Annotated in this window: 25 protein-coding genes; 7 read left to right on the plus strand and 18 right to left on the minus strand. The window is 70.7% G+C overall.

What is annotated here, in order from left to right:
* The first annotated feature begins 198 nt into the window (after positions 1-198).
* From EPD65_RS02370 to EPD65_RS02380, 3 genes are all read left to right on the plus strand, one after another.
* The gene (locus EPD65_RS02370) at positions 199-399 is read left to right on the plus strand and encodes a DUF7455 domain-containing protein (protein WP_131581551.1); all 201 of its coding nucleotides are present in this window, start codon (positions 199-201) and stop codon (positions 397-399) included.
* Positions 400-477: 78 nt separating this feature from the next.
* Positions 478-957, plus strand: a complete 480-nt coding sequence (locus EPD65_RS02375; RefSeq protein ID WP_131581552.1) for a DUF456 domain-containing protein — start codon at positions 478-480, stop codon at positions 955-957.
* The gene (locus EPD65_RS02380) at positions 957-1793 is read left to right on the plus strand and encodes an EamA family transporter (protein WP_131581553.1); all 837 of its coding nucleotides are present in this window, start codon (positions 957-959) and stop codon (positions 1791-1793) included. Before EPD65_RS02375 ends, EPD65_RS02380 begins: the two co-directional genes overlap by 1 nt.
* Before the next feature lie 2 nt (positions 1794-1795).
* Here EPD65_RS02380 and EPD65_RS02385 read toward each other — a convergent pair whose 3' ends face one another.
* The 8 genes from EPD65_RS02385 to EPD65_RS02420 form a co-directional block, all read right to left on the minus strand.
* A complete protein-coding gene (locus tag EPD65_RS02385) occupies positions 1796-3805 on the minus strand; it encodes a hypothetical protein (RefSeq protein ID WP_131581554.1) in 2010 nt (669 codons plus the stop codon).
* A 224-nt stretch (positions 3806-4029) separates the two neighbouring features.
* Positions 4030-4413: a DUF1304 domain-containing protein gene (locus EPD65_RS02390; protein ID WP_131581555.1), complete on the minus strand. Its 384-nt coding sequence runs from the start codon at positions 4411-4413 to the stop codon at positions 4030-4032.
* Between the two features lie 90 nt (positions 4414-4503).
* A complete protein-coding gene (locus tag EPD65_RS02395) occupies positions 4504-5799 on the minus strand; it encodes an RNA polymerase sigma factor (protein WP_424450232.1) in 1296 nt (431 codons plus the stop codon).
* Between the two features lie 408 nt (positions 5800-6207).
* Complete coding sequence (locus EPD65_RS02400; RefSeq protein ID WP_131581557.1) at positions 6208-6762, minus strand: HhH-GPD-type base excision DNA repair protein; 555 nt, start codon at positions 6760-6762, stop codon at positions 6208-6210.
* 60 nt (positions 6763-6822) lie between these two features.
* Positions 6823-7236 (minus strand): hypothetical protein, encoded by a 414-nt coding sequence (locus EPD65_RS02405; protein WP_131581558.1) that lies wholly within the window; start codon positions 7234-7236, stop codon positions 6823-6825.
* Between the two features lie 169 nt (positions 7237-7405).
* Complete coding sequence (locus EPD65_RS02410) at positions 7406-8143, minus strand: PIG-L family deacetylase (RefSeq protein WP_131581559.1); 738 nt, start codon at positions 8141-8143, stop codon at positions 7406-7408.
* A 6-nt stretch (positions 8144-8149) separates the two neighbouring features.
* Positions 8150-10330, minus strand: coding sequence for a glycosyltransferase (locus tag EPD65_RS02415; RefSeq protein WP_131581560.1), 2181 nt, complete (start codon positions 10328-10330; stop codon positions 8150-8152).
* Positions 10327-11364 carry a phosphatase PAP2 family protein gene (locus EPD65_RS02420; RefSeq protein ID WP_243640397.1) on the minus strand — a complete coding sequence of 346 codons (1038 nt, stop codon included), beginning with the start codon at positions 11362-11364 and terminating at the stop codon, positions 10327-10329. The genes EPD65_RS02415 and EPD65_RS02420 overlap by 4 nt, the downstream gene beginning before the upstream one ends.
* Before the next feature lie 129 nt (positions 11365-11493).
* On the opposite strand from EPD65_RS02420, the gene EPD65_RS02425 reads away from it, so the two are divergent.
* The gene (locus EPD65_RS02425) at positions 11494-11925 is read left to right on the plus strand and encodes a hypothetical protein (protein WP_131581561.1); all 432 of its coding nucleotides are present in this window, start codon (positions 11494-11496) and stop codon (positions 11923-11925) included.
* Here the strand turns inward: EPD65_RS02425 and EPD65_RS02430 are convergent.
* Entirely contained in the window at positions 11887-12852 is a 966-nt protein-coding gene (locus EPD65_RS02430) for a DUF4192 domain-containing protein (RefSeq protein ID WP_165872852.1), read from the minus strand. The two genes, EPD65_RS02425 and EPD65_RS02430, sit on opposite strands and share 39 nt — an antisense overlap.
* A 129-nt stretch (positions 12853-12981) precedes the next feature.
* Between EPD65_RS02430 and EPD65_RS02435 the strand changes: the two genes are divergently transcribed.
* Entirely contained in the window at positions 12982-14277 is a 1296-nt protein-coding gene (locus EPD65_RS02435) for a DNA polymerase IV (RefSeq protein WP_131581563.1), read from the plus strand.
* Here the strand turns inward: EPD65_RS02435 and EPD65_RS02440 are convergent.
* The 6 genes from EPD65_RS02440 to EPD65_RS02465 all read right to left on the minus strand — a co-directional run bounded on the left by EPD65_RS02440 (position 14270) and on the right by EPD65_RS02465 (position 18410).
* A complete protein-coding gene (locus tag EPD65_RS02440) occupies positions 14270-15196 on the minus strand; it encodes an alkaline phosphatase family protein (protein WP_243640398.1) in 927 nt (308 codons plus the stop codon). The two genes, EPD65_RS02435 and EPD65_RS02440, sit on opposite strands and share 8 nt — an antisense overlap.
* A gap of 83 nt (positions 15197-15279) precedes the next feature.
* On the minus strand, positions 15280-15636 hold the full coding sequence (locus tag EPD65_RS02445) for a DoxX family protein (RefSeq protein WP_131581564.1): 357 nt from the start codon (positions 15634-15636) through the stop codon (positions 15280-15282).
* Positions 15633-16232: a TetR/AcrR family transcriptional regulator gene (locus tag EPD65_RS02450; RefSeq protein WP_131581565.1), complete on the minus strand. Its 600-nt coding sequence runs from the start codon at positions 16230-16232 to the stop codon at positions 15633-15635. Before EPD65_RS02450 ends, EPD65_RS02445 begins: the two co-directional genes overlap by 4 nt.
* A gap of 23 nt (positions 16233-16255) precedes the next feature.
* On the minus strand, positions 16256-17107 hold the full coding sequence (locus EPD65_RS02455; RefSeq protein WP_131581566.1) for a 5-oxoprolinase subunit C family protein: 852 nt from the start codon (positions 17105-17107) through the stop codon (positions 16256-16258).
* Positions 17104-17718 carry a 5-oxoprolinase subunit B family protein gene (locus EPD65_RS02460; protein ID WP_131581567.1) on the minus strand — a complete coding sequence of 205 codons (615 nt, stop codon included), beginning with the start codon at positions 17716-17718 and terminating at the stop codon, positions 17104-17106. The genes EPD65_RS02455 and EPD65_RS02460 overlap by 4 nt, the downstream gene beginning before the upstream one ends.
* A complete protein-coding gene (locus tag EPD65_RS02465) occupies positions 17715-18410 on the minus strand; it encodes a 5-oxoprolinase subunit PxpA (RefSeq protein WP_131581568.1) in 696 nt (231 codons plus the stop codon). Before EPD65_RS02465 ends, EPD65_RS02460 begins: the two co-directional genes overlap by 4 nt.
* 32 nt (positions 18411-18442) lie before the next feature.
* On the opposite strand from EPD65_RS02465, the gene EPD65_RS02470 reads away from it, so the two are divergent.
* Positions 18443-20584 (plus strand): S9 family peptidase, encoded by a 2142-nt coding sequence (locus EPD65_RS02470; protein ID WP_131581569.1) that lies wholly within the window; start codon positions 18443-18445, stop codon positions 20582-20584.
* Here the strand turns inward: EPD65_RS02470 and EPD65_RS02475 are convergent.
* Together EPD65_RS02475 and EPD65_RS02480 are read right to left on the minus strand one after the other, a co-directional pair.
* Positions 20581-21852 carry a Kelch repeat-containing protein gene (locus EPD65_RS02475; RefSeq protein ID WP_131581570.1) on the minus strand — a complete coding sequence of 424 codons (1272 nt, stop codon included), beginning with the start codon at positions 21850-21852 and terminating at the stop codon, positions 20581-20583. The genes EPD65_RS02470 and EPD65_RS02475 overlap by 4 nt on opposite strands.
* Complete coding sequence (locus EPD65_RS02480) at positions 21849-22352, minus strand: SigE family RNA polymerase sigma factor (protein WP_131581571.1); 504 nt, start codon at positions 22350-22352, stop codon at positions 21849-21851. The genes EPD65_RS02475 and EPD65_RS02480 overlap by 4 nt, the downstream gene beginning before the upstream one ends.
* 300 nt (positions 22353-22652) lie before the next feature.
* Here EPD65_RS02480 and EPD65_RS02485 point away from each other — a divergent pair, with 300 nt between their 5' ends.
* The gene (locus tag EPD65_RS02485) at positions 22653-23597 is read left to right on the plus strand and encodes a sigma-70 family RNA polymerase sigma factor (RefSeq protein WP_131581572.1); all 945 of its coding nucleotides are present in this window, start codon (positions 22653-22655) and stop codon (positions 23595-23597) included.
* A 43-nt stretch (positions 23598-23640) separates the two neighbouring features.
* Here the strand turns inward: EPD65_RS02485 and EPD65_RS02490 are convergent, their stop codons facing one another.
* Positions 23641-24978 (minus strand): glycoside hydrolase family 3 N-terminal domain-containing protein, encoded by a 1338-nt coding sequence (locus EPD65_RS02490; RefSeq protein WP_131581573.1) that lies wholly within the window; start codon positions 24976-24978, stop codon positions 23641-23643.
* Between the last annotated feature and the right edge of the window lie 2 nt (positions 24979-24980).

Raw genomic sequence — 24980 nt, forward strand, 5'->3', positions numbered from 1 at the left:
ACACGCCGCAGGGCCCCGGAGGCACGCCTGCGCGTAAATGGCTTGCCCGACTTTGTATGTTGGCCGGACACCAGCACTCATCAGGCGCAGACTGTTGTCCAGCTGGTGAGGATGTGGCCGGAGCCACGAGAGGTTCGGGGAATCATCTTCCTCGACCGCTCGTTGAGCCGGGCACCACGGAAGAAAGAAGGGCCGATTGTGACTACTGCAGTTGCTCCCGCCAGCACCCTGTCCGCCACCGACCGCTGTGACCGCTGCGGCGCCCAGGCCTACCTCAAGGTCGAGCTCGCCTCCGGTTTCGAGCTGCTCTTCTGCGCTCACCACGCCCGCGAGCACGAGACGAAGCTCCGCGAGGTCGCCGTCAACGTCGTCGACGAGACCGCCAAGCTTTCTTCCTGACCCAGACCCTGTGACCCGGCCCCGGCGTCGCCCCTGTGGCGGCCCGGGGCCGGTCGCGTCTTCTGAGAGAGTCATCCCGTGGACTTCCTGTACGACCTGATCTTCCTGCTGGTCGCCGCCGTCGGTCTGGTCGGCATCCTCGTCCCGGTCCTGCCGGGCACCCTGGTCATCCTCGCCTCGACGCTCGTGTGGGCGATCGTGCTCGGCGAACCCGCCGGCTGGGCGGTGCTGGCCGTCGTCGCGGTCCTGTCGGGCCTCGGCATGTTCCTCCAGTACGCCGTCCCCGGGCGTCGGCTCAAGGCCGCCGGAGTGCCCGGCACGACGCTGCTGCTCGGCGCTGTCGTCGGCATCGTCGGCTTCTTCGTCGTCCCCGTGATCGGACTGCCGCTCGGCTTCGTCCTCGGCGTCTTCCTCGCCGAGTCACGGCGCCTCGGCCCGAATGCTGCCCGCTCGAGCACGTGGAGCGCCCTCAAGGCGGTCGGCCTGTCGATGCTGATCGAGTTCAGCTTCGCGCTCGTCTCGGTCACGGCGCTGGTCGTGGGCACGGTCACCACCTGATGCTCGTCGTACTCCTCGCGCTCGGCGGTGCCGCGGCGTACGGCGTCGCGGACTTCGTCGGCGGCCTCCTCTCCCGGCGTACGTCGGCATGGGCGGTCGCCTTCACTGCCGCGCTCGGCGCGGGCCTGATCACGCTGGCCGTCGCTCCCCTGCTGCCCGGCTCCCCCGCCACGGCGGACCTGTGGTGGGGCGCGGCCGGCGGCATCGGCGCTGGCGTCGGCACGGGCTTCCTCTACCGAGGCCTCGCGGCCGGCCGCATGGGCGTCGTCGCCCCCATCTCCGGCGTCGGCGCCGCGGTGGTGCCGGTCCTCGTCGCGCTGACGCTCGGCGAGCGGCCCGACGTCCTCGTGTGGGTCGGCGTCGCGTGCGCGCTGCCGGGCATCTGGCTGGTCGCCCGCGACCCACGCGGCGCCGCCGGCGCCGGATCAGCAGCGGGCGTACTGGACGGGCTGCTGGCCGGGCTGGGTTTCGGCGGGCAGTTCGCGGCGCTCAGCCAGATCCAGGACAGCGCCGGCTACCTCCCGCTGGGCGTGAACCAGCTGGTGGGCGGGGCCGTCGTCGCCGCCCTAGCCACCGCGGTGCGGGCCGCGTGGGTGCCGCGTGACCGCTCGGCGTACGGCGGGGTGGTGTCGGGCCTGCTGGGCCTCGGTGCGACGGGTGCGTTCATGGTGGCGGCGCAGCACGGCTCGCTGACGGTCTCGGCGATCCTGACGTCGCTCTACCCGGCGTTCACGATCCTCCTGGCGGCGTTCGTGCTCCGCGAGCGCATCCTGCGCGACCAGGCCGCAGGGCTGGTGCTCTGCGGCCTGGCCGTGGTGCTGGTTGCTGCTGGCTGACGTCAGCCGCTGTGCGCGGTGCCGCCGTTGTCGATCGTCACCGACGAGGCCTCGAGGCAGGTCGCCCCGATGCTGCGGTGTGCACCGTTGGTGCTGGTGAAGTCGACCTTCCAGGAGATCGTCGAGGAGGTGCTGAAGGTCGTCGTGTTGGTCGTACCGACGGTCTGCGGCGAGGCTCCGGAGACGTTGACGGTCTGGTCCACGATCGGCGTACCCGAGCAGTCGTTGCTCTCATACCCGAGGAAGTGGACCGAGCCGGCCAGGTTGCCGCCACCGGATGCATCCGCAGAGACCGTCACCCGGTCGTTGGGCAGGTACCGCTGTGCCGACGTCAGCGAGGTCGGGATGGTGTTGACCACGACCGTCTCGTCCGTGTCGTCACAGCTGCCGTTGTGGGTGCTGCCGAGGTTGTTCGGGTCGGCCGATGCCGGTGTGTAGACCGCCTTCCAGTGATAGGTGCCGGTTGCGTCCGGCGTGAAGCTCACGGGCCCGTAGCTCGCGTTGTCCCCGCTGACGCTGACCGACTGCGGGTTCGTGCCGGTGCCCGTGGCGAGGGTGCTGCAGTCCGCCTTGAGGAGGGTGAACTGGATCGTCCCTCCGGCAGCCGGTCCGGCCGCGCCGTTGATCACCGTCGTGCCCGGCTGGGTCGCGGTGCCCGTCAGGCTCGCTGTGTCGCTGACGGCATGCCCGAGTACGACGTCGTCACCTGCCGAGGTGTCGAGTGCCGGTGTCACGGGGTCGACCGTGAAGCACTCGTTGGTCCCATCGTCGACCGCATCCGGGACACCCTGCGTGGACGAGTCGAACGCTGCCGACCAGCAGTACTGGCCGACCGACGACACGGTCGCGGCCGCGGAGGTGATCGGGAACGACGTCGCCTGGGTCACGGGCACCGCCGATCCGACATTGACGGTGGTGGCCGTCGGACCGACCGGGCCGTGGAGGCTGAACTGGACGGTGCCACCCCACGTCGCCTTGCCGGTGACGCTGATGGTCGCGCGGTCCTTGGCCGACGCCAGGCCGGTGCCGATCGAGACGGACGTGAGGTCGGCGCTGTCGGCGGCGTTGCGAGCCTGGGTGGTCAGGGACGACCCGCAGTTGCCGAAGCCTCCCATCACGAAGTCCTTCAAGGTCGCCGTTGTCGAGGTCGAGGATCTGGTCTCACTCGAGAACGCCGAGAAGCACCTGTCGCCAAGACCGATGTCGCTCAGGTTGATGCCACCTTCGTAGAACTCGCCCTGGGCGAACGACGTGTTGCCGCTCTTGTCCTTGAACGACCACGGCGACGCCGTGCCGTTCGTCGGGTTCACCAGGCCGCAGAAGGAGTCGTTCGCTCCCGCCGAGGCACAGTTGGCCGCGTTGCTGGTCTCCTGCAGGCGGAGGTTGACGTCACCGCAGTCGCCAGCCTTGGGCTTCGCGGCCGCCTTCGCGCAGCCCGAGTCCCACGTGTAGACGGAGATCGTCGAGGTCGCGCCACCGTTGCTGAAGTCGCTGACCACGAGGACGTCGCCGTTCATGTGCAAGCCGGTGAAACCGAAGGCAGAACCCTTCGGTCCGCTGGTCGCGACGGCGTCCTGGAAGAACCAGAAGCCGGTCTGCGCGTCACCGCTGTTGTCGTAGCGGTCGGAGCCGAAGTAGATGACGTCGTCGCCCGCGACGCTGTAGCGGGCGGCATAGGCGTGCAGCAGGTTGTCCTTGTCGGGCAGACCGCCCGCCTCGTCCTTCCACAGCCAGCTGCTGATGTTCTGGGGGTCCTTGGACCCGCCACCGGTGAAGATCGAGGAGTTGAGGACCGGCTCGGAGACCCAGCCGACTGCCGAGGCGCCGTTGGTGCCGACGTTGGTGCCGCAGGTCGCGGCACTGCCCGTCTTCTGGAAACAGACCTCGTTCCAGTCGTCACTGACCGTGCGCGTGGCGTTGCCGTCGAGCTCGAAGACGCTGGTGTCGTGGACGGCGTTCGCCGCCGGCATTCCCTGGAAGAACGCGAGGCCGAGGATCGACGCACAGCCCACGGTGAGAGCCCGTACGCGGGCACGTGTTGCAGATCGAACGAACATGGCAGACCATCCGGATGACTAGGCGCCCCCGAGCAGCCACATGGCAGGGCCGGCGCATCCGTTCACTCTTCTCCGCACCGCAGCGCGACGACATCGCCCCTGAGGACCAGCCTGACCGGATGCCTCCAGCCGGTACCCCAGCCCGGGGACCCGGGCAGTGGGCCGAGGCCGGGGTCGCGTCAGCGCGTCAGCGCGTCGATGCCGAGCAGCACCAGCGCGATCGCCGGGAACGTGCCCTGGATCAGCGCGCCGCGGAGCATCTTGCGGTCGGTGGCGATCAGGACCACCGCAGCGGCGAACATCGAGCCCACGCCGAACACGATCAGCGCCCGTCCGGCGACACAGTCTCCGAGGGTCAGGCCGACGCCGACGAACGTGCCGATGGCCAGGAACAGGTTGTAGTAGCCCTGGTTGAGTGCCCACGGCCGGACGATCTCCGCATCGGCGGCCGAGATGCCGAACGCCTTGCGGCCCTTGCCCATGAAGGTCACCGACTCGAGGGTCCAGATGTAGACGTGGAGGAGCGCAGCAAGGGCGGCGAACACCGCGGCAGCAGTCAGCATGCCCTCATCGTGCCGTACGCCGCCGCATACAGCGGGGAAATGCAACGACGCCCCCGACCGCAGCGGCCGGGGGCGTCGTACGCGAAGAAATCAGTCGAGGTAGTCGCGGAGGACCTGCGAGCGCGACGGGTGGCGCAGCTTCGACATCGTCTTGGACTCGATCTGGCGGATGCGCTCACGCGTCACGCCGTAGACCTTGCCGATCTCGTCGAGGGTCTTCGGCTGGCCGTCGGTGAGGCCGAAGCGCATCGAGACGACGCCCGCCTCACGCTCGGAGAGCGTGTCGAGGACGGCGTGCAGCTGCTCCTGGAGCAGCGTGAACGAGACCGCGTCGGCCGGGACGATCGCCTCGGAGTCCTCGATCAGGTCACCGAACTCCGAGTCGCCGTCCTCACCGAGGGGCGTGTGGAGCGAGATCGGCTCGCGGCCGTACTTCTGGACCTCGATGACCTTCTCGGGGGTCATGTCGAGCTCCTTGGCCAGCTCCTCCGGGGTGGGCTCACGGCCCAGGTCCTGGAGCATCTGGCGCTGGACGCGCGCGAGCTTGTTGATGACCTCGACCATGTGCACCGGGATACGGATGGTGCGGGCCTGGTCGGCCATGGCGCGGGTGATGGCCTGGCGGATCCACCACGTGGCGTACGTCGAGAACTTGTAGCCCTTGGTGTAGTCGAACTTCTCGACGGCGCGGATCAGACCGAGGTTGCCCTCCTGGATCAGGTCCAGGAAGAGCATGCCGCGGCCGGTGTAGCGCTTGGCGAGCGAGACGACGAGACGCAGGTTGGCCTCGAGCAGGTGGTTCTTGGCGCGGCCACCGTCAGCGGTGATCCACTCGAGCTCGTCGAGGAGCTTCGGGGTGATCTTGCCGCCCTTGGCGAGCTTCTCCGAGGCGAAGAGGCCGGCCTCGATGCGCTTGGCCAGCTCCACCTCCATCTCGGCGTTGAGGAGCGGGACCTTGCCGATCTGCTTCAGGTAGTCCTTGACCGGGTCGGCGGTCGCGCCAGCGACCATGACCTGCTGGACGGGCTCGTCGGTGTCGTCGCTGGAGGAGATGACGAAGGACTCGGACTCCTTCTCGACTTCCTTGATCTCCTCGGAGTCCTTCTCCTTCTCGAACACGTCGTCCGAGACGTCCGCGAGGACCTTCTTGCCGTCCGGGCCGACCACGGCAGCGGCGGGCAGCTCGACCTCGACGATCTCCTCCGCGGCGGCAGCCTCGGCGCGCTTCTGCGCGGCGGTCTTGCGCGGGGCGGTGGCCTTCTTCGCAGCCGGAGCGGCAGCGGCGGTCTTCACCGGCGCCGCGGCAGCCTTCTTCGCCGGCGCCTTGGCGGTGGCGGTCTTGCGCGGCGTGGTGGCGGCGACGGCCTTGTGGTCGTCGGCGTTCATCACGACGGTGATGCCCTCGGCGGCGAGGTGCACGAGCAGCGCCTTGAGGTGCTTGGGCTCGATCGCCGCGGCCTCAGCGGCCTTGCGGACCTGCTCCGGCGTGACGGTGCCGGTCGGCTCGGCGATGGTCACCAGCCCGACGATCTCGGGGTGGGACAGGACCTCGGCCGGAAGCAGGTTGCGCGACACGAACACCTCTTGGGAGAAATCTGGGTTTGGGGCGCGGCAAGGCCCGCTGTCGTCAAGAGCCGCGCGCACAGTCTGCCACGGCCACCCAATGTTTTCCGCCACGGGGTGGCACGGGGCGTGTCCGGGGCCGATCAGCCCTTCGCGGCAGCCTGCTCGCTGCGCTCGCGGCTCCCGCGCTCGCGCTCCGCGCTCAAGCTCGTACCTCGCTTGCGCGGCCGCTCACTTGGTCGCCTTCTTCGCCTGCTTGTACTCCCGCACCTTGAGCAGCGACGCCCCGTCGACGACGTCCGCGACGGACCGGTGGCCCTCCAGCGCGTAGTCACCGACGACGGCCTCCCACCCCACCGGCCGTACGCCGACCTGCTTGGCTAGCAGCGCGATGAAGATCTGCGCCTTCTGCTTGCCGAAGCCCGGCAGCGCGGTCATCCGCTTGAGGAGCTCCTTGCCGTCCTTCGCCTCGTTCCAGAGACGCGCGGTGTCGCCGTCGTACTCGTCGACGATGAGCTGGGCGAGGGCCTGGAGCTTGCCGGCCATCGAGCCCGGGAAGCGGTGGATCGCCGGAGTCGTCGCGCAGAGCGCTGCGAAGGCCTCGGGGTCGGCGGCGGCGATGTCGCGCGGGTCGATGCTCCCGAAGCGGTCGAGGATCTTGGCCGGCCCACGGAACGCGTGCTCCATCGGGTACTGCTGGTCGAGAGCCATGCCCGCGAGGAGGGCGAAGGAGCTGTCGGTCAGCACCGCGTCAGCGGCAGGGTCCTGGGCGATCTGGAAGGCCATGGCCCCATGGTGCACCACGGTCCCCGCCGGCCTGACCCGCGGGGACGGAGTGGTGATGTGTCAGAGGGTCATCGACACGTCGTGCTCGGTGTCGGTGATGGTGATCGGGCTCCAGACCACGGTCATCGGCGGCGTGCAGTTGGGCTGGAACGACGCGGTGCCCGTCAGCGTGAACTCCGCGCGACCGTTCTGCACCGGGAAGTCGCCCGCAACGGTGATCGCGGCCTTGTTGGCGGCCTTGGGGTGGTGGCTCCCGGGGTTGATGCACGAGGCGGTTGCCGTGAGGACGATGTGGACCTGGGTCTCGTCGCCCAGACCCGCTTCCTTGCCGGAGACGGTGATGGTGTTTCCGCTGATGCTGACCGAGGTCGCACTCTTCACGAAGTGCGCGCTGCCGGCCCACGCAGGACCGGTGACCAGGGCCGAGAGCAGGAGCACCGGGAGCACCAGGACCCGGGCGATCCATCTGGACATGAGAAGACTCCCCTTTCGGATTGGGTTGATCTCCCCAGCCTGCGCTGACGGGCTCCTCGCGGCATGACACAGGCGGGGCACCTTCAAGGTCTGGCACCCCTGCCCGGGACCCCGCCGGTACACCCCTGTCCCGACCGGACGAGCCACCGGGACACTCCCTCAGCGCACGTCAGGGCACTTCGACGAACCACTCGCGACCGAGCACCCGACGGGCGAGCGGGCCCGGCAGGGCCAGCAGGATCCGCACCGTCCGCACTCCCCCGGTCGCCTGGCTGGCGTGCGCCGCAAGGGCCGCGCGCTTGGCCTCCACGGCGTCGCGCACGTCCAGCCGTACGACGGACGCCGGGTCGGCGTAGATGTCGTCGGACGGCAGCGTGAGGCCGGGCAGGAACCGCGCCAGCGGACGGACGACGCGGAGCAGGCGCACCAGACCCGTGCGGTCACGCGTCGCCTCGAGCAGCAGCGGCCGGCGCTCCGCCAGGGCCTGCGCGGCACGGGCGACATGGTGCACCGCCACGTGGTCAGGGTGGCCGTAACCGCCGTTGGCGTCGTAGCCGGTCAGCACGACGGCGTTCTCGGCGTCGAGCACGTCGGCAACGGCACGCGCGGCGTCGGCCACGGGGACATCGACGAAGCGACCCGGACCGCGCGTCGGCGACGCAGCCATGCCGGAGTCGGCGTGGCCCAGCCAGATGACCCGGGCCGCCCCGAGCGCACGAGCCGACGCCTCGCCCTCGCCGCGGCGGACCGCTCCGAGCGGGCCTTCGACGTCACTGAGCCCGGCGTCGCCGTCCGTCGCGAAGACGAGGACGACGCGGTCACCGCTGCGGGCACGCTGGGCCAGCCAGCCACCGGTCAGCAGCGCCTCGTCGTCCGGGTGGGCGTGCAACGAGACGATCGTCGCCACGAGGCGTCAGGCCTCCTCGGCCAGCAACGGAACGACGTCGGCGACAGATACCGCGGTGACCCCGGCACGCGCGGCGGCGACGGCGTACAGGTCATCGGTCTGGGCGAGGATGTCGGTCCAGTCGAACGGCGGAGCGACGTCGCGGTTGTGGGTCGTGATCCGGGCCCGCAGGTCCGGGTCGGAGACGAGCCGCACGAGCGCGCGGGTCATCTCGACATCACCCGCGACGAGCAGGCCGTCCTCCTGGTGACGGACGAACTCCCCCACCCCGCTGGCCCTGCTCGCGACGATCGGCAGGCCGGCACACCGCGCCTCGAGGGCGGCGATGCCGAACGACTCCTTGGGCGCTGGTGCGACGTAGATCGACGCGGCCCGCAGCTCCGCCAGCACGTCCTCACGGGGAAGGCGCCCCGTGAGCCGCACGACGTCAGCGATCCCGGCGCGCCGGATCCGGCGTTCCATCCGACGCCGGAGGGGGCCGTCACCGACCACGACCAGGCGCACGTCCGCGCCCGTCGCCGCGCGCACGGACTCGAAGAGCCGCACCAGGTGGACGGGGCGCTTGCGCGGCATCATCCGCATCACCGAGATCAGGGTGACAGGCCCGCGGGACGTCGGCAGCCCCGAGGATGCCTCGGCGAGCACCGTCGCGGGCGGACGCCAGTCCTCGACGTCGATGGCGTTGGGCAGGACCGCGACCTCCGCGTCGCCCAGCGAACGCCGGAACGTGTCGGCCGCCGCGCCGCTCACGGCCGACCAGGCGACCGGCCAGCGCCGGAGGCCCGCCAGCGCGGCGAGACGGATGACGCCGCCCGCACCGGCCCACATCGAGTGGACGGTGATCAGCGTCGGCAGCCCGGCTGCAATGGCAGCCCGGGCGACACCGACGCCGTACGGGGACCACATCGAGACGTGCACGTGCACGACGTCGTACTCGCCGATGAGTGCGCGGGCACGGCCGGCGGGCATCCGGCGTACCCAGGTCGGGTCGGGGTCGCGACCGCCCGGCGTCGGGGTGAGGACATCGGCGTCGAGGCCGGCGGCGCGCTGGTGCCGGACCAGGTCGTCGACGTGGGTCTCGATGCCGCCGAGGCGGGGCAGGAAGACATCGGTGACGTGGGCGATGCGGCGGGTCTCCCCCGGCACCCGCACGCGCGGCGGGGCGTTGCGGGCTTTGAGGCGCTGGCCGAGCAGCCACAGGCCGAGCGTGCCGCCGCCCACCGGGATCTCGGCGGCGAAGACGAAGCCGCGGTAGAGGACTGCCGCGGCCGTGACGCCAGCCGGGTCGCCGCCCAGCGCCAGGAGTACGCCGACCAGGCCGAGGTCGGCGACGCCCACGCCGCCCGGGGTGATCGGGAGGACGGTCAGCATGCGCTCCACCGCGAAGCCCGCGAGGACGTCGACCCAGGTCACGTTGGCGCCGGTCAGCTGGAGGCAGATGCCGAGCAGGAGGCACTGGAGCGCGACGTACCCGGTGATGCCGAGCGACATCCGCAGCCACCCCGTGGCGACGAGCTGCGCGCACTCACGGCGCGTCTCGAGCAGCGCATGCACGACGTCGGGCTCGTGCCGGCCCAGGGCCGAGAAGAACGGGTGCAGGATCCGCTGGATGATCCGGCCGAGCACGGTTGCCCAGCGCACGCTGCCGAGCAGCATCACGGCGAGGCCGGCCACGACGGCGAACGCGACCGCGCCGATGATGAACGCCCACTTCAGCGGGCCGGTGACGGTCTCGTCGGTCCGGCTGAGCACACCGACCGCGATGATCGGCAGCATCAGCTTGGACAGGACGTCCCACAGGTTTGTGAGGAACGTGTAGCCGGCGAACGAGTGCGACTCGATCCCCCAGCCGCGCATCATCCGGCGGTTGAGCTCGACGCCGGCGGCACCACCGAGCGGCACGACGTTGGAGACCGCACTGCCGGTCACGTTGAGCGTGAGCGCCCGCCGGTGGGTGAGGCTGGGCGCCGCGGCTGTCAGCACGAACGTGTGCACCACCAGCCCGAGGAACCAGATCGCCACGAGCGCAGCGAGCGCCGGCCAGTGCAGGGACTTCAGGACCGGGACGACGCCGTGCCACGAGACGTCGACGGCCTTCGGGAGACCGATGCCGACGAGCGCGAGAGCGAGCGTCCACGAGACCAGGAAGCGGACGCGCGTCCAGAGCCGCTTGGTCGGCTCGCTCATGAGGAGCGCACCGGCCGACGTCGTACGCCGACGGTCGGCGGGCCGAGGATCCAGGCGAGCGCCGCGATGGCGAGGCCGGCCAGGTCGTCGACGAAGAAGTGCCAGCCGAGGTAGACGGTCGCGACCATGGTGCCCGCCACGAAGATCGTCATCGCGATCGTCGCCAGGCGCATCCGGTGCCACCAGACGACACCGAGGATGACGGCAGCGACCCCCACGTGCAGGCTCGCGAACGCCGCGACCTGGGCGAAGGCGTCGTGGGCGTGCGGGTCGGCGCGGAGGTTCTCCCACTGGCCCATGTAGCGCGCCTGGGTGTCCTGGATCGGCATGTGCGGCAGACCCGAGAACTCCTGCGGAGCGGAGTGGAAGGGGCCGAGGCTGGGGATCAGGTAGTACGTCCCGGTGCCGAGCATCCAGACCCACACGAACGCCGCGATGCAGACGTAGGCGTCCTTCACGCGCTTCGCGAGGGCGACGCAGGCCGGGAAGGCCACGACGACCAGCGTCGGGAACGTCTCGTACCAGACGAAGAGAATCCACGCGGCGACGTGCTCGCCGAGCAGGTCATGGATGAGGACGGCCGGACTGTGCCCGAAGAAGAGGGCCCGGTCCCAGTCGAGGAGCATCCCGTCGCGCGGGGTGCGGAGGTCGTTCCAGCTCTTCAGGTTGTGATAGGTCAGGTAGGTCGCGTGATAGGCCAGCAGGGCGCCCCAGGAGTAGACGAGGCGACCGACGGTCCACTTCTCCCGGATCACGCTCCACACGCGGGCCGGCGAGAGCGGCAGGCCTGCGCGCACGATCCCCTCGAGCAGGACGCAGCCGACGAAGATCGACGCGGTCAGCTCGACACGACTCCACCAGTACGCGCCGTGCGGGTCGCGGAAGGGCACGTCCACCTGCACCGAGCGGATCACCCCGAGAAGGACAAACGTGCCGACCACGGCCCACAACCCGATAGGGCCTGCGAGCCAGAGGCGGGAGGTCGTCGCCGGAGAAGAAGTCGGCGTGCTCTCGCGCGCAATCAGCTGGTCCACCCTTGCATCTTGCCAACAGATGCCTTAACCGGACATGAAGACACGGAATCCCGGGACGGGACGATCCCCACACGAGGCCCTGTGGAAGGCTCCGAACGGTTGTCGGTGGCGTCCGGCAGGCTCTCCTGCGTGGCTCCCGCTCCCCTCGACTCCGACACCGTGGCCGCGCTGCGTCTGCTGGTCTTCGGCCTGCGGCGCGGCACCCGCGCGCGGACCTTTGCTCCGCGCATCCACGTCGGCGTGCCGGGCGGTGAGGTGTTCGTCGCGCCCGCGGCCGACCCCGACCATGCGCTGCGCACCGACCTGGTGCTGACCCTGCTCGCCATGCACCACGCCGACGCGCGGCCGGGCGTCTGGCTGACCCGCACGGGTCTGCCGGACGAGCACGACCTCGATCTCGCGTGGCTGGCCGCGGCACGGGCCGGCTTCGCTGAGTCGGATGCCCAGCTGCCGTGGTTCGTGGTGGTGACCAAGCAGGGATGGTGCCGGCCCGTCACCGGCGAAGGGCGGCGCTGGCAACGGCTACGCCTGCGGGGCGCCAGCCGACCCGCGGATGGCTGACCACGCCGTGGGCGGCACCGCGGCCTGGAGCAGGTCCGCGACGAGGACCGCGAGCGAGCAGTCCGGGTCGGAGACCCGTGCCCGGTCGACCGCACACCACGCAAGCGCTCCGTGGCCGGCGAGCCAGGCCGCGAAGGCCAGCACCGCAGCAACACCAGCGACCAGCTCGTCGGGCGTGCGCACGACCACCGACCGCCAGAGCTCGACGTGCTCCTCGACCGTCTCGCGGACCAGTCCGCACCACGCAGCGTCACGGACGCCGGGCACGAGACAGGCGCGCGCGAGGCGGGCCACGTCGGCGTCGGTCAGGCCGGATCCGCCAGCCAGGCCGCGCGCCACCAGGGCGCGCACCTCCCGCTGGCCGGGAGCCCGTGCCGAGTCCGACTCCGAGGCCGCGAGCACCCGGGCTGCCGCGTCGGGATCTGCCGCGACGGAGGAGACGAGCTCCTCGCGTGACCCCAGCGTCACCCGCCCCTCGAGCACGGACCGGGCGGTCAGCGTGTGGGTGGTGACGTCATACGCGTGCGGCTCCGCGGCCTCGGGATCCGCATCACGCTCGACGTGGCACCACGACGTGCCGTCGCTCCGCAGCGGCGCGATCACGGCGAATCCGTGCTCGTCGAAGACGTCGCTTGCGTGCAGGGCCGTCGTCGCGGCCCGTCGGGCATCCCGCGAGTACGCGATGAAGAGCACCTTCTCCGGGCGCTGCCGCAGCGCCGGAGCCAGCAGTGTGTCGACCACGGGGCCGATGTCCGCCTCGCACTCTGGGAGGTCGACGCGCGCATGGAAGGCCCGCCGCCCACCGAAGGTGAGCATCACCAGCGACTCCTCCGGATGGAAGCCGAGCACCGCAGGCACGACGGCCAGCAGGTCCTCGGGTGTGCGGGCCGTGAAGACGGCCCCGGCCTTGGTGATCTCGGTGGTCATGCAGCGACGGTGCTCCGCCGACGCGCCCCCGCGGGTCTCGCCCGAGGAGCGCGGTGGAGGACTGGCACCTCCGCACGCCTGTGAGCAGAAAGAGGGCTCCGGTAGGTTCCGCCCCATGGGAGCGGCGAGATGAGGCAGGACGCCTCGATCCTGCACCTCGACCTCGACGCCTTCTATGCCTCCGTCGAGCAGCGCGACAAGCCGTCGCTACGCGGCAAGCCGGTGATCGTCGGCGGCACGGGCGGTCGCGGTGTGGTCGCCACCTGTTCCTACGAGGCCCGCGCCTTCGGCGTACGGTCCGCGATGTCGACGCGCGAGGCGCGGGCGCGGTGCCCGCACGCTGCCTTCCTCGGCGGCCGCTTCCCGGCGTACGGCGAGGCGTCGCGCGTCGTGATGGGCCTGCTCCGGGAGGTCTCGCCGCTGGTCGAGCCGCTGAGCCTGGACGAGGCGTTCGTCGACCTCGCGGCTGGCGGTCTGACCGACTTCAGCCTTGAGGCGCTGACGGAGTTCGCGGAGGACCTGCGGGCGCGCGTCTCCGAGGCGACGGGCGGCCTGACCGCCAGCGTCGGCATCGGCACGTCGAAGTTCATGGCCAAGGTGGCCAGTGACCTGCAGAAGCCCGACGGACTCGTCATCGTGGAGCCCGGTCGCGAGCAGCAACTGCTCCGTCCGATGGCCGTGAAGGTCATCCCCGGCGTCGGCCCCGCGACGGCCGAGCGGCTCCGTCGCGCCGGCATCCACAGCGTCGCCGACCTCGAGCAGCGTTCAGAAGAAGAGCTCGTCCTCGAGCTCGGCCAGTCCCACGGATCCGGCCTGTGGCGCCTCGCTCGTGCGCTTGACGACCGGCCGGTCGTGGCCGAGCGCGAGGCGAAGTCGGTGAGCGTCGAGGGCACCTACGAGGACGACCTCACGGACCGTCGGCTGATGGAGGCGCTCCTCACGCGCCAGGCGAGCAGCGTCGCCGGGCGCCTGACGAAGCACGGGCTGTCCGGCCGCACGATCAGCATCAAGGTGCGACTCCACGACTTCACGACGCTGTCACGCTCGACGACGCTCCCCAGCCCGACCGACAGCGCAGCGGCGATCGCGCGCGTCGCCCGCGCCCTGCTCGCCGACCTCGACACGAGCGGCGGCGTACGCCTGCTGGGGGTGGGGGTCTCCGGCCTCGCGGACTGGGTCCAGGACGACCTCTTCGGCGCGGTGGCCGAAGCCGAGCCCGAGGAGGAGCTGCCCGAGGTCCCCTCCCGGATGCGTGCGCAGTGGTGGCCTGGTCAGGACGTCGAGCATGCCGAGATGGGCCGCGGCTGGGTCTGGGGAGCGGGACGCGGCGTCGTGACCGTCCGCTTCGAGACCGCGGAGACCGGGCCGGGCCCGGTGCGTTCCTACCCGGCCGACGACCCCGACCTCTCCCCCGTGGTCAGCTGACCTTCACACCGAACGCCGCACGCATGTCCGGCGCCGTCGACGCGTGGCGCAGCAGCGGCACGTGCAGGACCTGCTCGATGAACCGCGTCAGCGAGTAGTGGTTGAGGTGGGTCGTGACCACCTTCTTCTGCTGGTACTTCGACGCCACGACGGTCAGCACCCGGTTGCCCGACTTCTTGTCGTCCTCGTCGGCGGTGATGACGACCGCGAGCCGCCCGGCGGCCCAGTCCTTGCCTGCCGTGAGGGTCGCGATCCGGTCGGAGATCCACGTGTCGGCCTGGGCGAGCGTGCCGTCGTGCGCGTCGTGGACGAGGTTCGGGATCAGGAACCCGACGTTCGGCAGGGTGCCGTTGGCGGCGTCCGTGGCGAGGCGCTTCACGCTCGTGTCGTACTTGGTGCAGCCGGTGCGGCTGTCGACGAAATAGGTCCACGGGTTGTGCCGGACGGCGTAGTCGCCGGCGTTGCTCAGGTAGCAGTTCGAGGGCATCGAGTCGGCGTACGTCCGCGCGGTCTTGCCGTTGCGGAGCGCCTGGCTGAACACGCTGCGTCCCTTCAGCCGATGCGCCGACGGTCCCTTGTCGTCGGTGATGCCGTACGTCGACCCCGACGCGATCGCGATGTAGTTGGGCAGCGAGGGGTGCGTGATCGCGGTGTAGTCGGTCGCATAGGCGTACTTCGACGCGAAGGCGAACGTCTTCGGCATGCCGGTCTTCATCTGCTCGAGCGAGTGGTTCTCGACCATGATCACCAGCACCTTGGTGACCTTCGGTGTCGTCGTCGCGGCCGGAGCGATCGTGCCGTCTGCGGACGGCGACTTGGCACCCCCGTGTCCGCGTACGACGCCGAGCAGCACCGCCGCGGCGAGCACGGTGGCGACGAGCGTGGTCAGGGCAACGGCGGTCCGGGCAGCACGATTCACCTCGTCATCACAACACAGGTGGTCGGCCACCACGGAACGTCGCGGTGACGCGACGGCAAACCCGGGCCAGGCCTGCGCATCAGTCAGGCGAAGGCAAGGGCGAGCGCCCCCACAGACAGACCGAGCATGCCGAGGCAGTTGACCCAGAACTCCTGCTTGAGGAAGTCGGCGCGCACGTGGGCGTAACAGGCGCAGAGGAAGTAGCCGATCACCGCGACGTTGGTGGTGAACGCCATGCCCGCGTAGTGCAATCCGAGCAGGAGGCCCGCAGCTGCAGCGCTCTTGATCACGATCAGGGTCCACCACCAGTCCTCGGGGAACTTCACTCCCCGCAGGCAGTTGCGGATAAAGAGCGGCGGTCGGACCGACAGGGCGGCGTCGCCGGCGAGAGCGAGTGCTAGCAGTGCGGTGGGCCACCACAGGTGCGGCGTGCTGGTCATGCGTGATCTCCGTTGCTGTCGATGGCGAACTGGACACTGGATCGGAACTGCTGGACGGCGGCATCGTGGTCGAGGGCGCCGCTCGACGCCGCCATGAGGACGCCGAGGTAGAGGTAATAGAGGGCCCCCGCCCCGCGGGCCGCTCGCTCGGCATCGAGACCAGCCCGTTCGAGCGTCTGGGCGAGCTCGCCGACCAGGTGCAGGGCGAGCTCGGTGAAGACGGCGGAGTCATGCGTGCCGCGGACGAGCACCGACGCGTACTCGCGAGCCAGGCCGAGGTCGGTCGTGAAGTAGGAGACGAAGGGCTCCACCAGCGCGACGACCTCGTCGACGACGGATCCCCAGGTGCCTGCCGGTGCCGCGGCGCGCTCCTCGTGGATGGTGCGGATCCGGCCGTCGAAGATGTGGATCAGCAGTCTCGCCTTGTCGCCGACGGACATGACTGTGCCGGCGCTGACCCCTGCAGCGGCGGCGATCGCCCGCACGGTGGTCGCCTCGTATCCCTGCTCACGGAAGAGTCGGTCGGCCGCGGCCAGCACCTGGGTCTCAGTCGACGCCCGCTGCTCCGCACGCGACTGAACGTGTTCACTGAACATGTTCAGAACATAGCACGCGCTACTCAGACGCGCGAGAACCGCACCGTCTCTCCCGGCCTCAGCTGGGCGCACATCCAGAGGTCGTCGGGATGGACGACGGCCGCCACCGGGTAGCCGCCGGTCACCGGATGGTCCGCGAGGAACACCACCGGCTGGCCCGACGGCGGGACCTGGACGGCGCCGAGCACCATGCCTTCGCTCGCCAGCTCCCTCCCGTCGTACGCCGGGGCGCGGCGCAGCGCCGGACCTTCCAGCCGCAGACCCACCCGGTTGGAAGCGGCACCGACCGACCACTTCGCCCCGACGAGCAGCGCGACCGGATCACCTGCGAACCAGTCCGCCCGCGGTCCGGGCAACAGGCGCAGTGCGGCTGGCGTCGGCGGACGCGGCGTGTCGAGAGGGTGCAACTCGCCCGCGGCCTCGCCGAGCGGGAGCGTCTGTCCCGGCGCGACGACCGGCGGCCCGACCCAGGCCAGCGTGTCCGTGGAGCGCGATCCGAGCACGGGATCGACAGCGAAGCCGCCGGCTGCTGCGGCGTACGTGCGCACTCCCGAGGGCGGTGCACCGAGGCGCAGCACCGCGCCGGCCGGCACCCGCGCTGCTTCGCTGAAGGCAACGGCCTGGCCGTCGATCGACACCGTGCAGGGCGCTCCGGTGATGGCCACCCACACGGGCGAGTCGGCCCGCAGGGACAACGTCCCGAGTGTCACCTCGAGGACGGCTGCCGATGCGTCGTTGCCGACGAGCCGGTTGGCGAGCAGGGCGGCCGGTTCGTCGAGCCAGCCAGCGCGCGGGACTCCGAGGTGCGCGTAGCCCGGACGTCCGGCGTCCTGCACCGTCACCAGCCCGGCGACCTCCACCACGGTCAGCGTCATCGCTCACCCTCCAGCCGGTCCACGGCACGGAACCGCACCCGCGTGCCCGGGGCCAGCAGCGCGGGCGACTCCCGCGTCGGGTCCCAGAGCGCGACGTCGGTCCGCCCGATCAGCTGCCAGCCACCCGGCGACGCCGAGGGATAGACACCGGTCCAGGTGCCCGCCAGGCCGACGGATCCCGGCTCCACCCGAGCGCGCGGTGAGGCGAGACGGGGCACGTCCCACGGCGAGCCCTGGAGATAGCCGAATCCAGGCGCGAAGCCGCAGAACGCCACCACGTGCTCGATCGCGGTGTGCTGCGCGACGAGCCCCGCGACCGACAGGTCCAGCCGTCCGGCAAGGCTGGGCAGGTCCGGTCCGTCGTAGACGACCGGGATCTCCACGAGCCGACCGGTCACGGTGTCCGACTCCCCCGTCCAGTGGCCCACCACCGCGTGCACATCAGCCGCCGTGCAACCGTCGATGAGCACCGTCGACGCAGCGGGCACGATGTCGACGGCCGCGATCCGCTCCCGCAGCCACAGCGACAGGGCGAGCGCGCTGGCAGCGTCGGCCACCTCGACCAGTGCGGCCGCGGCCCCGAAAGGACGCACCGACAGCGCCGGGCTCATCGGGTGAACGGCTCCAGGGTCCAGCCGGCGCCCTCGAGCGCGGCCCGGACCGCCACCGCAGCAGACACCGCAGAAGCCGAGTCGCCGTGGACGCAGACCGAGTCGACGTTCTGGGCGAGGCGCACCGCGTTGGCGGCGACGTCGGCCACCTCGTGCACGAGCGCCCCCGGCTGGTCGCGGGGCACGAGCCTGCCCTCCGCCGTGTAGCCCCGGTCGGGGAAGCCCTCGCGCCACACCTGACGGTTGCCGAGAGCAGCCATCTCCAGCAGCACCCCGCCGGGCAGCCCGAGCACCGGCAGATCACCGGAACCGGCGAGCACGGCCGACGCCTGCTCGACGTCGTCGACGACCCGGTTGTACAGCGCGCCGTGCGGCTTGACGTAGGTCACCGCGACACCCGACGAGCGTGCGATCGACATCAGCAGACCGACCTGCTCCGCGACCTGTGCAGCCAGTACGTCCGCCGCGACGTCGGTGCGCAGCCGGCCGAAGTTCTCCCGGTCCAGGTACGACACCTGCGCGCCGATCGCGACACCCAGCTCCGCGGCCCGATCGCACACGAAGCGCATCGTCTCCGGCGTACCCGCGTGGAAGCCGCAGGCGACGTTGGCGGAGGTGACGACCGCGAGCAGCGCGGCGTCGTCGGTGATCTCCTCGCCGAGGTCAGCATTGAGGTCGATCACGCGCGTCATGGCGCCTATCTTGCCCCGATAGGCTCCCCGTCATGCTCGAGCAGTCCCCCGCGCCTGTCGCGAAGAAGGTCCCTGTCACCACCACGCACCACGGCGACACCTTCGTCGACGACTACGAGTGGCTGCGCGCCAAGGAGGACCCCGAGGTCATCGCCCACCTCGAGGCCGAGAACGCGTACACGCAGGAGCGCACCGAGCATCTCGCGGACCTGCGCCAGCAGCTCTTCGATGAGATCAAGGCCCGCACCCGCGAGACCGACCTGTCGGTGCCGTACCGGATCCGCGGTCACTGGTACTACTCGCGCAGCTTCGCCGGCAAGGAGTACGGCGCGAGCTGCCGCGTGCCAGTCGCCGGCCCCGATGACTGGACCCCGCCGCGTCCCGCCGAGGACTGCGCTCCGGACCAGCCGGCGCTCCCCGGCGAGCAGGTCCTGCTCGACCTCAACGAGCTGGCCGACGGTCACGACTTCTTCTCCCTGGGCGGCTCGTCGATCGCCCGCGACGAGCGGCTGCTCGCCTACGCGACCGACGTCGTCGGCGACGAGCGCTACACGATCCGCGTCAAGGACCTCGCCACCGGTGAGCTGCTCGCCGACGAGATCACCGGTGTCATGGGTGGTGCCACCTGGGACGCGGACGGCACGGCGTTCTACTACGCCACGGTCGACGAGTCGTGGCGCCCGGACAAGATCTGGCGCCACACGCTCGGCTCCGCCCAGGCGGACGACGAGGTCGTCTACACCGAGGACGACGCCCGCTTCTGGCTCGGCATCGGACGCTCGCGCAGCGACCGCTTCCTGATGATCGCGAGCGGCTCGAAGACCACCTCGGCGTACCGCGTGCTCGACACGCAGGACCGCGAGAAGGGGTGGCAGGAGTGGCCGCGCGTCGAGGGTGTCGAGTACTCCCTCGAGCACGCCGTCATCGGCGGCGAGGACCTTTTCCTCGTCATGCACAACGCCACCGACCCCGACTTCGAGCTGGCCACCGCGCCGATCACGCCGACCGCCGTCGATGCGTGGAAGCCGCTCATCCCGCACACCGAGGGCCTCCGCCTCGAGGACGTCGACGCGTTCGCCGGGCACCTCGTCGTCCACCAGCGCTCGGAGGGCCTGACGCGGCTGCGGATCCTGCCTCTCGACGACGCGGGCATCGCGGACGACTTCCTCGTGGAGTTCGACGACGAGGTCTACACGATCGGCTCGGGCAGCAACCCGGAGTTCGCCCAGCCCGTCGTCCGGCTCGGCTACACGACCATGGCCCGTCCCGGCTCGGTCTACTCCTTCGACGTCGCCACCCGCGCGCTCACCGTCCTCAAGGAGAGCGAGGTGCTCCCCGCCCCCGACGGCCGCCCGTTCGACCCCGCGGCGTACGACGAGCACCGGATCTGGGCGACCGCATCCGACGGCACGAAGGTACCGATCTCGCTCGTCGTGCCGGCCGGCGCACCGCGCGACGGCTCGGTGCCGGTGCTGCTCTACGGCTACGGCTCCTACGAGTCCTCCATCGACCCATATTTCTCGGTGGCGCGGCTGAGCCTGCTCGACCGCGGCGTGGGCTTCGCGATCGCACACGTGCGCGGCGGCGGCGAGATGGGTCGCCACTGGTACGAGGACGGCAAGTTCCTGGCCAAGCCCAACACCTTCAGCGACTTCGTCGCGTGCGCGCGGCACCTGATCGCCGAGGGCTGGGCCTCGCCCGACCACCTCGTCGCCGAGGGTGGCTCGGCCGGCGGCCTGCTGATGGGCGCGGTCACCAACCTGGCTCCGGAACTATGGGCCGGCGTGGTCGCGCAGGTGCCGTTCGTCGACGCCCTGACGACCATGCTCGACGCCTCGCTCCCGCTCACGGTGATGGAGTACGAGGAGTGGGGCAACCCGACCGACGACCCCGCGACGTACGCCTGCATGCGCGGCTACGCGCCGTATCACAACGTCACCGCCGTGGACTATCCGCCGATCCTCGCGGAGACCTCCCTCAACGACACCCGCGTGCTGTACGTCGAGCCCGCCAAGTGGATCGCGAAGCTCCGCGACACCGCCGTCGGGCGTCGCGACTTCCTGCTCAAGACCGAGATGGCGGCCGGCCACGGCGGTGTCTCCGGGCGCTACCAGGCGTGGAAGGACCGCGCGTTCACGCTCGCCTGGATCCTCGACCAGATGGGCCGCGCCTAGTCCAGCGGGTAGATCCAGGCCTTGTTGGTGAGCTCGATGCTCGTGACCCGGGCGCCCGGATCCTGGCCTGACACCGGACGTTCCCCTCCCATCACGACGAGCGAGTGATCGGTCAGCGCGGCTGCTCCGTCGGTCCACGGCCCGGGTCCAGCGACACGGACGAACCTGCGCGTCGCGTCGTCGTAGAGGTATCCGCTGGCGTACACACGGCTCCCGTTCGTCGCATAGTCCCGGAATCCACCCGCCCCCGACAGACGCTGCGGAAGCCATGGCAGCGACGTCCAGGCATGCGTCACGGGGTCGAAGGCCCCGGCCGGGAGCGCGTCGGGCCGCTCACGACGCGCCTCGCGCTGGGTGATCCGGGTGCCGGAGATGATCCGATCACCGGTCCACACCCATTGGCTCCCACTCACGTCCGCCCGACTGTCGGAACTCGCGTAGCCCCGCCACCGCTGACCGTTCCAGATCACTGCCGCAGCACGGGTCATCCGACTCGACGTCGGGTAGACACCGGGGGTCAAGGAACCCATCACGATGAGGTCGGCGCCAGCCATCACCAGCTCCCGCATGCCGAGCCGCGCATCCAGGAGGGGGCTCGTCGGGAGTGCCGACCACTCCCCGGTGCGAAGGTCCAGGACGAGGACGGGCCCGCCCGTCACGGCATCGCTGGACGAGGTCGCGTACAGGTGGTCCGCATCAGCAGCGACGGACGGCTGGTCAAGGTGCATCGGCGGCACCGGCAGCCGCGACCAGGCGTTGTCCCCCACGTCGAACATGAGCCAGCCGCGGCGATTCTGGAGCGGGATGATCAAGCGGTCCCCGGACACGGCGAATGTGTACGCCTGGTTCCACAGCCCTGGCGGTGCATCCGGCATGCGCCGCCAGGTACGGCTCGCCGGATCGAGCACAGCACCGTCGAGCAGATTCGGGACGTTCATCGGGCCGCCCTCGAAGGTGCGGTCGCTGCCGCCGAGGATGACCACCTTGCCGTCGACGTACGCGCTGATCGGCTGCGACCGCGGCGAGAGCGGCGGCGTGGGCAGCTGCTGCCAGGTGCGCGCGGCAGGTGGCGAGGAGGGCCGCTCGGGTGCGGTCTTGGGCAGCGCCCAGACACCGGCGAGGACAGCAGCGACCGCGGCGGCGGCTGCGACCGGCGCCCACCAGACCGGAACCCTGCGGTGCCGTGTGGAGGTCATGGCGGCGATCGGCGGCGCCCCCACGCGTGCGTCGTCGACCAGGTCGTGCAGGAGCCTGCGGACGTCGTTCACGAGCGCTCTCCCCTCTCCTCCGTAGCGAGAACGGTCGCCAGCGCAGCCAGGCCCCGCGCCAGCCGACTCTTGACCGTGCCGGGTGGCACACCGAGGACATCAGCTGCCTGCCGCTCCGACAGGTCGAGGTAGTAGCGGAGGACGACGACGAGGCGCTGTTCGGCAGAGAGCGTCCCCAGAGCCCGCTCGATGTCGAGCCGGACCGCGTGGTCCACGTCGGCTGCCCGGCCGCTGTCCGGATCCGCGAGCAGCAGTTCGCCGGACGACCGGCGGCGTCCGCGATCGATCCAGCTGTTGACCAGCATCCGGTGGACGTAGGCGTCCGGGGACTCGGCCCGACGCACCCGCTCCCACTTCTCGAAGCACCGGGTCAGGGTCGTCTGGACCACGTCCTCGGCATCTGCCCGCGACCCGCCGAGAAGCATCACCGCGCGCACCAGAGCAGGCCAGCGGGCATTCACCATGGCGGTGAACTCCGCGACCTGATCGTGCCTCGTCATCCGTCCTCGTCCCGTTCGGCAGACACCTTCCACCCACCTTGACGCACCGGGACGGCGGTTCGGTTCCATGGCGCGACGGATCGTCGTTCCGGCGTTCTCCTGAGGATTTCCTGACGCCTGCGCGGGCGGTCCTGAAAAGTCCCTGAGATTCGTTTGCCGAGGCAACTTTCCCTCCGTTTCAGGCGTCAGGCTGGGTGAAGGCAACGCTCGGGTACGGAGGAATTCCGGACCCACTCGGGACGTTGCAGGTACGTGTGGCGGCACCACCCCGCTGCCACGCAGACGGGAAGGAGGGCTGCCATGACTGCAGTAACCCGTGAGATCGAGGGACGCGACAGCGTCGGCCTCTACCTGGACGAGATCGCCCGCTACCCGCTGCTGGATGCAGTGACGGAGGTCGAGCTCTCCAAGACCATCGAGGCGGGCCTGCTCGCCGAGAAGCTCCTGGCGGAGGGTCGCTACGCGACGCGCGGCAAGAACCGCGCTCCGGGCGGCGCCACCAAGGAGGAGCTCGAGTGGCTCGCGGCCGAGGGCCAGCGCGCCGTCGACCGGTTCATCACCGCGAACCTGCGTCTCGTCGTCTCCATCGCCCGCAAGTACGGCCGGGCCCAGATGCCGATGCTCGACCTGATCCAGGAGGGCAACACCGGCCTGATCCGTGCAGTCGAGAAGTTCGACTACACGAAGGGCTACAAGTTCTCGACGTACGCCACGTGGTGGGTGCGTCAGGCGATCACGCGCGGCATCGCGCAGCAGGCCCGCGTCGTGCGCCTCCCCGTGCACGTCGTCGAGGAGATCAACCAGATCGGCTCGGCCCGCCGCACGCTCGAGCGTCAGCTCGGTCGCGACCCGGAGCCGGCGGAGATCGCCGCCGAGCTCGGCTCGACGGTCGAGCGTGTCCTCGACCTGATGGCGTGGGGCCGCGAGCACGTCAGCCTCGATGCCCCGATCGACGACGACGGCGACACCTCGCTGGGTGACCTGATGGCGCAGGACTCCGCGCCGGGTCCCGACCTGGAGTTCCTCGACGTCGAGGCCCGCGACCGGCTCAACACCCTGGTCGAGCAGCTCGACGAGCGTGCCGCCGACATCATCCGGGCCCGCTACGGCCTGACCGATGGTCGCCAGCACAAGCTCGCCGACATCGGCGCCAAGCACGGCATCTCCGCCGAGCGGGTGCGCCAGCTCGAGCGCGAGGCCCTGCAGAAGCTTCGCCGGTTCGCCGACCCGGACCTCGCTGCCTGACCTCGCAGCCAGACCCTGTTCCCTCCCGGAAACAGCCCCCTCGTCAGCCCGCCTCATCGAGGCGGGCTGACGCCATTTCGGCCCGCTCCGTCACGTCGTCCGGCACAGGCACCTGGGCAGCCACGCGCGCCTGCCAGAGCTGCATCGCCACCACGGTCGCCGCTGCATCGAGGATGCGGGCCCGCGGGACGTCGCCGTCCTTGATGGCCTGGGTGAGGGTGGCATGGGCCAGCTCGGTGTCGGCCGGCATCAGCAGCAGGTCGGCACCGGCGTTGATCGCCTGGACGCCGGGCGCCGTACGTCCGATGACGGCACCCATGCCGAGCGAGTCCGTGATGACGAGGCCGTCGAAGCCGGTCTCCCGGGCGAGCAGGTCGTAGTCCTTGGACGACAACGAGGCAGGGACGCCGGGGTCGACCGCGTCGATCGCGATGTGGCTCATCATCACCGCCGTGGCGCCCGCGTCGACGCCGGCCCGGAACGGCAGCAGGTCGTCGCCACGCAGCTCCGCCAACGACTTGTCGAGGACGGGCATCTCCTCGTGACTGTCGGTCGCCACCGAGCCGTGGCCCACGAAGTGCTTCAGTGTCGAGACGACGCCCGCGTCGCGATACCCCTTCACGGACGCGCGGATCGCCCGCGCGGCGATCTCCGGGTCGTCCGAAGCAGCACGGCTCCGGATGATCGTGTCGACGTCGGAGGTGACGTCCGCATCAGGCGCGTTGACCCAGGTGAAGCCGAGGCTGCGCAGCTCGAGACCCGCGGCCTCTGCGGCCTCGCGGACGGTCTTGCGCCCAGCCTCCCGGTCGGCCTCGATCGCCGCGCCCGCGTCGGCGTACGCCGGGAAGGTGGTGGCGATGCCGACGAGGTGAGCAACGGTGCCGCCTTCCTGGTCCACGGTGATCACCGGCGGGAAGGCGCGGTCGTCAGCCTGCACCGCGTCGCGGATCGCCCCGGTCATCTCCCGGACCTGGTCGGCGTCCGTGACGTTCTCCGACTGGAGGCTGAGGCCGGCGAGGTGCAACTGCTTCACCATCTCGGCCGCGCCCTCGGGGTCGGTGCCGTGATAGCGCCCGACGATCACCTGCCCGGCCAGGCGCGACGGGCTCCAGGTGCGGACCATGGCCTGCGCCCTGGCCAGCTCGGAGGTCATCGGTCCCCACGGAAGCGCGCGGTCGGGCGCCGCCTCGGCCGGTGCCGCCAGGCCGGGGATCGGCAAGGGAATGGGGAGCGACGTGCCGCCCCTGCTTGCCAGCACGACCATCGCCACGACGACCACGCCGATGCCCGCGACCATCACCGCGATCCTCGTCGGCCAGTGCGCCTTCTGCTTGGGCGCGCGGTGCGCCCCGGGCCGGCGTTCGGTCGTCGCGGGGTCCACCG

Source organism: Nocardioides jejuensis, from assembly GCF_004337475.1.
Classification (GTDB): Bacteria; Actinomycetota; Actinomycetes; order Propionibacteriales; family Nocardioidaceae; genus Nocardioides; species Nocardioides jejuensis.

Excerpts from the sequence above, each read along its gene's own strand:
- EPD65_RS02380 (WP_131581553.1), top strand. The coding sequence starts at position 957 with ATGCTCGTCGTACTCCTCGCGCTCGGCGGTGCCGCGGCGTACGGCGTC.
- EPD65_RS02390 (WP_131581555.1), bottom strand. The coding sequence starts at position 4,413 with ATGCTGACTGCTGCCGCGGTGTTCGCCGCCCTTGCTGCGCTCCTCCAC.
- EPD65_RS02395 (WP_424450232.1), bottom strand. The coding sequence starts at position 5,799 with ATGAACGCCGACGACCACAAGGCCGTCGCCGCCACCACGCCGCGCAAG.
- EPD65_RS02400 (WP_131581557.1), bottom strand. The coding sequence starts at position 6,762 with ATGGCCTTCCAGATCGCCCAGGACCCTGCCGCTGACGCGGTGCTGACC.
- EPD65_RS02405 (WP_131581558.1), bottom strand. The coding sequence starts at position 7,236 with ATGTCCAGATGGATCGCCCGGGTCCTGGTGCTCCCGGTGCTCCTGCTC.
- EPD65_RS02415 (WP_131581560.1), bottom strand. The coding sequence starts at position 10,330 with ATGAGCGAGCCGACCAAGCGGCTCTGGACGCGCGTCCGCTTCCTGGTC.
- EPD65_RS02430 (WP_165872852.1), bottom strand. The coding sequence starts at position 12,852 with ATGACCACCGAGATCACCAAGGCCGGGGCCGTCTTCACGGCCCGCACA.
- EPD65_RS02435 (WP_131581563.1), top strand. The coding sequence starts at position 12,982 with ATGAGGCAGGACGCCTCGATCCTGCACCTCGACCTCGACGCCTTCTAT.
- EPD65_RS02445 (WP_131581564.1), bottom strand. The coding sequence starts at position 15,636 with ATGACCAGCACGCCGCACCTGTGGTGGCCCACCGCACTGCTAGCACTC.
- EPD65_RS02450 (WP_131581565.1), bottom strand. The coding sequence starts at position 16,232 with ATGTTCAGTGAACACGTTCAGTCGCGTGCGGAGCAGCGGGCGTCGACT.
- EPD65_RS02455 (WP_131581566.1), bottom strand. The coding sequence starts at position 17,107 with ATGACGCTGACCGTGGTGGAGGTCGCCGGGCTGGTGACGGTGCAGGAC.
- EPD65_RS02460 (WP_131581567.1), bottom strand. The coding sequence starts at position 17,718 with ATGAGCCCGGCGCTGTCGGTGCGTCCTTTCGGGGCCGCGGCCGCACTG.
- EPD65_RS02465 (WP_131581568.1), bottom strand. The coding sequence starts at position 18,410 with ATGACGCGCGTGATCGACCTCAATGCTGACCTCGGCGAGGAGATCACC.
- EPD65_RS02470 (WP_131581569.1), top strand. The coding sequence starts at position 18,443 with ATGCTCGAGCAGTCCCCCGCGCCTGTCGCGAAGAAGGTCCCTGTCACC.
- EPD65_RS02480 (WP_131581571.1), bottom strand. The coding sequence starts at position 22,352 with ATGACGAGGCACGATCAGGTCGCGGAGTTCACCGCCATGGTGAATGCC.
- EPD65_RS02485 (WP_131581572.1), top strand. The coding sequence starts at position 22,653 with ATGACTGCAGTAACCCGTGAGATCGAGGGACGCGACAGCGTCGGCCTC.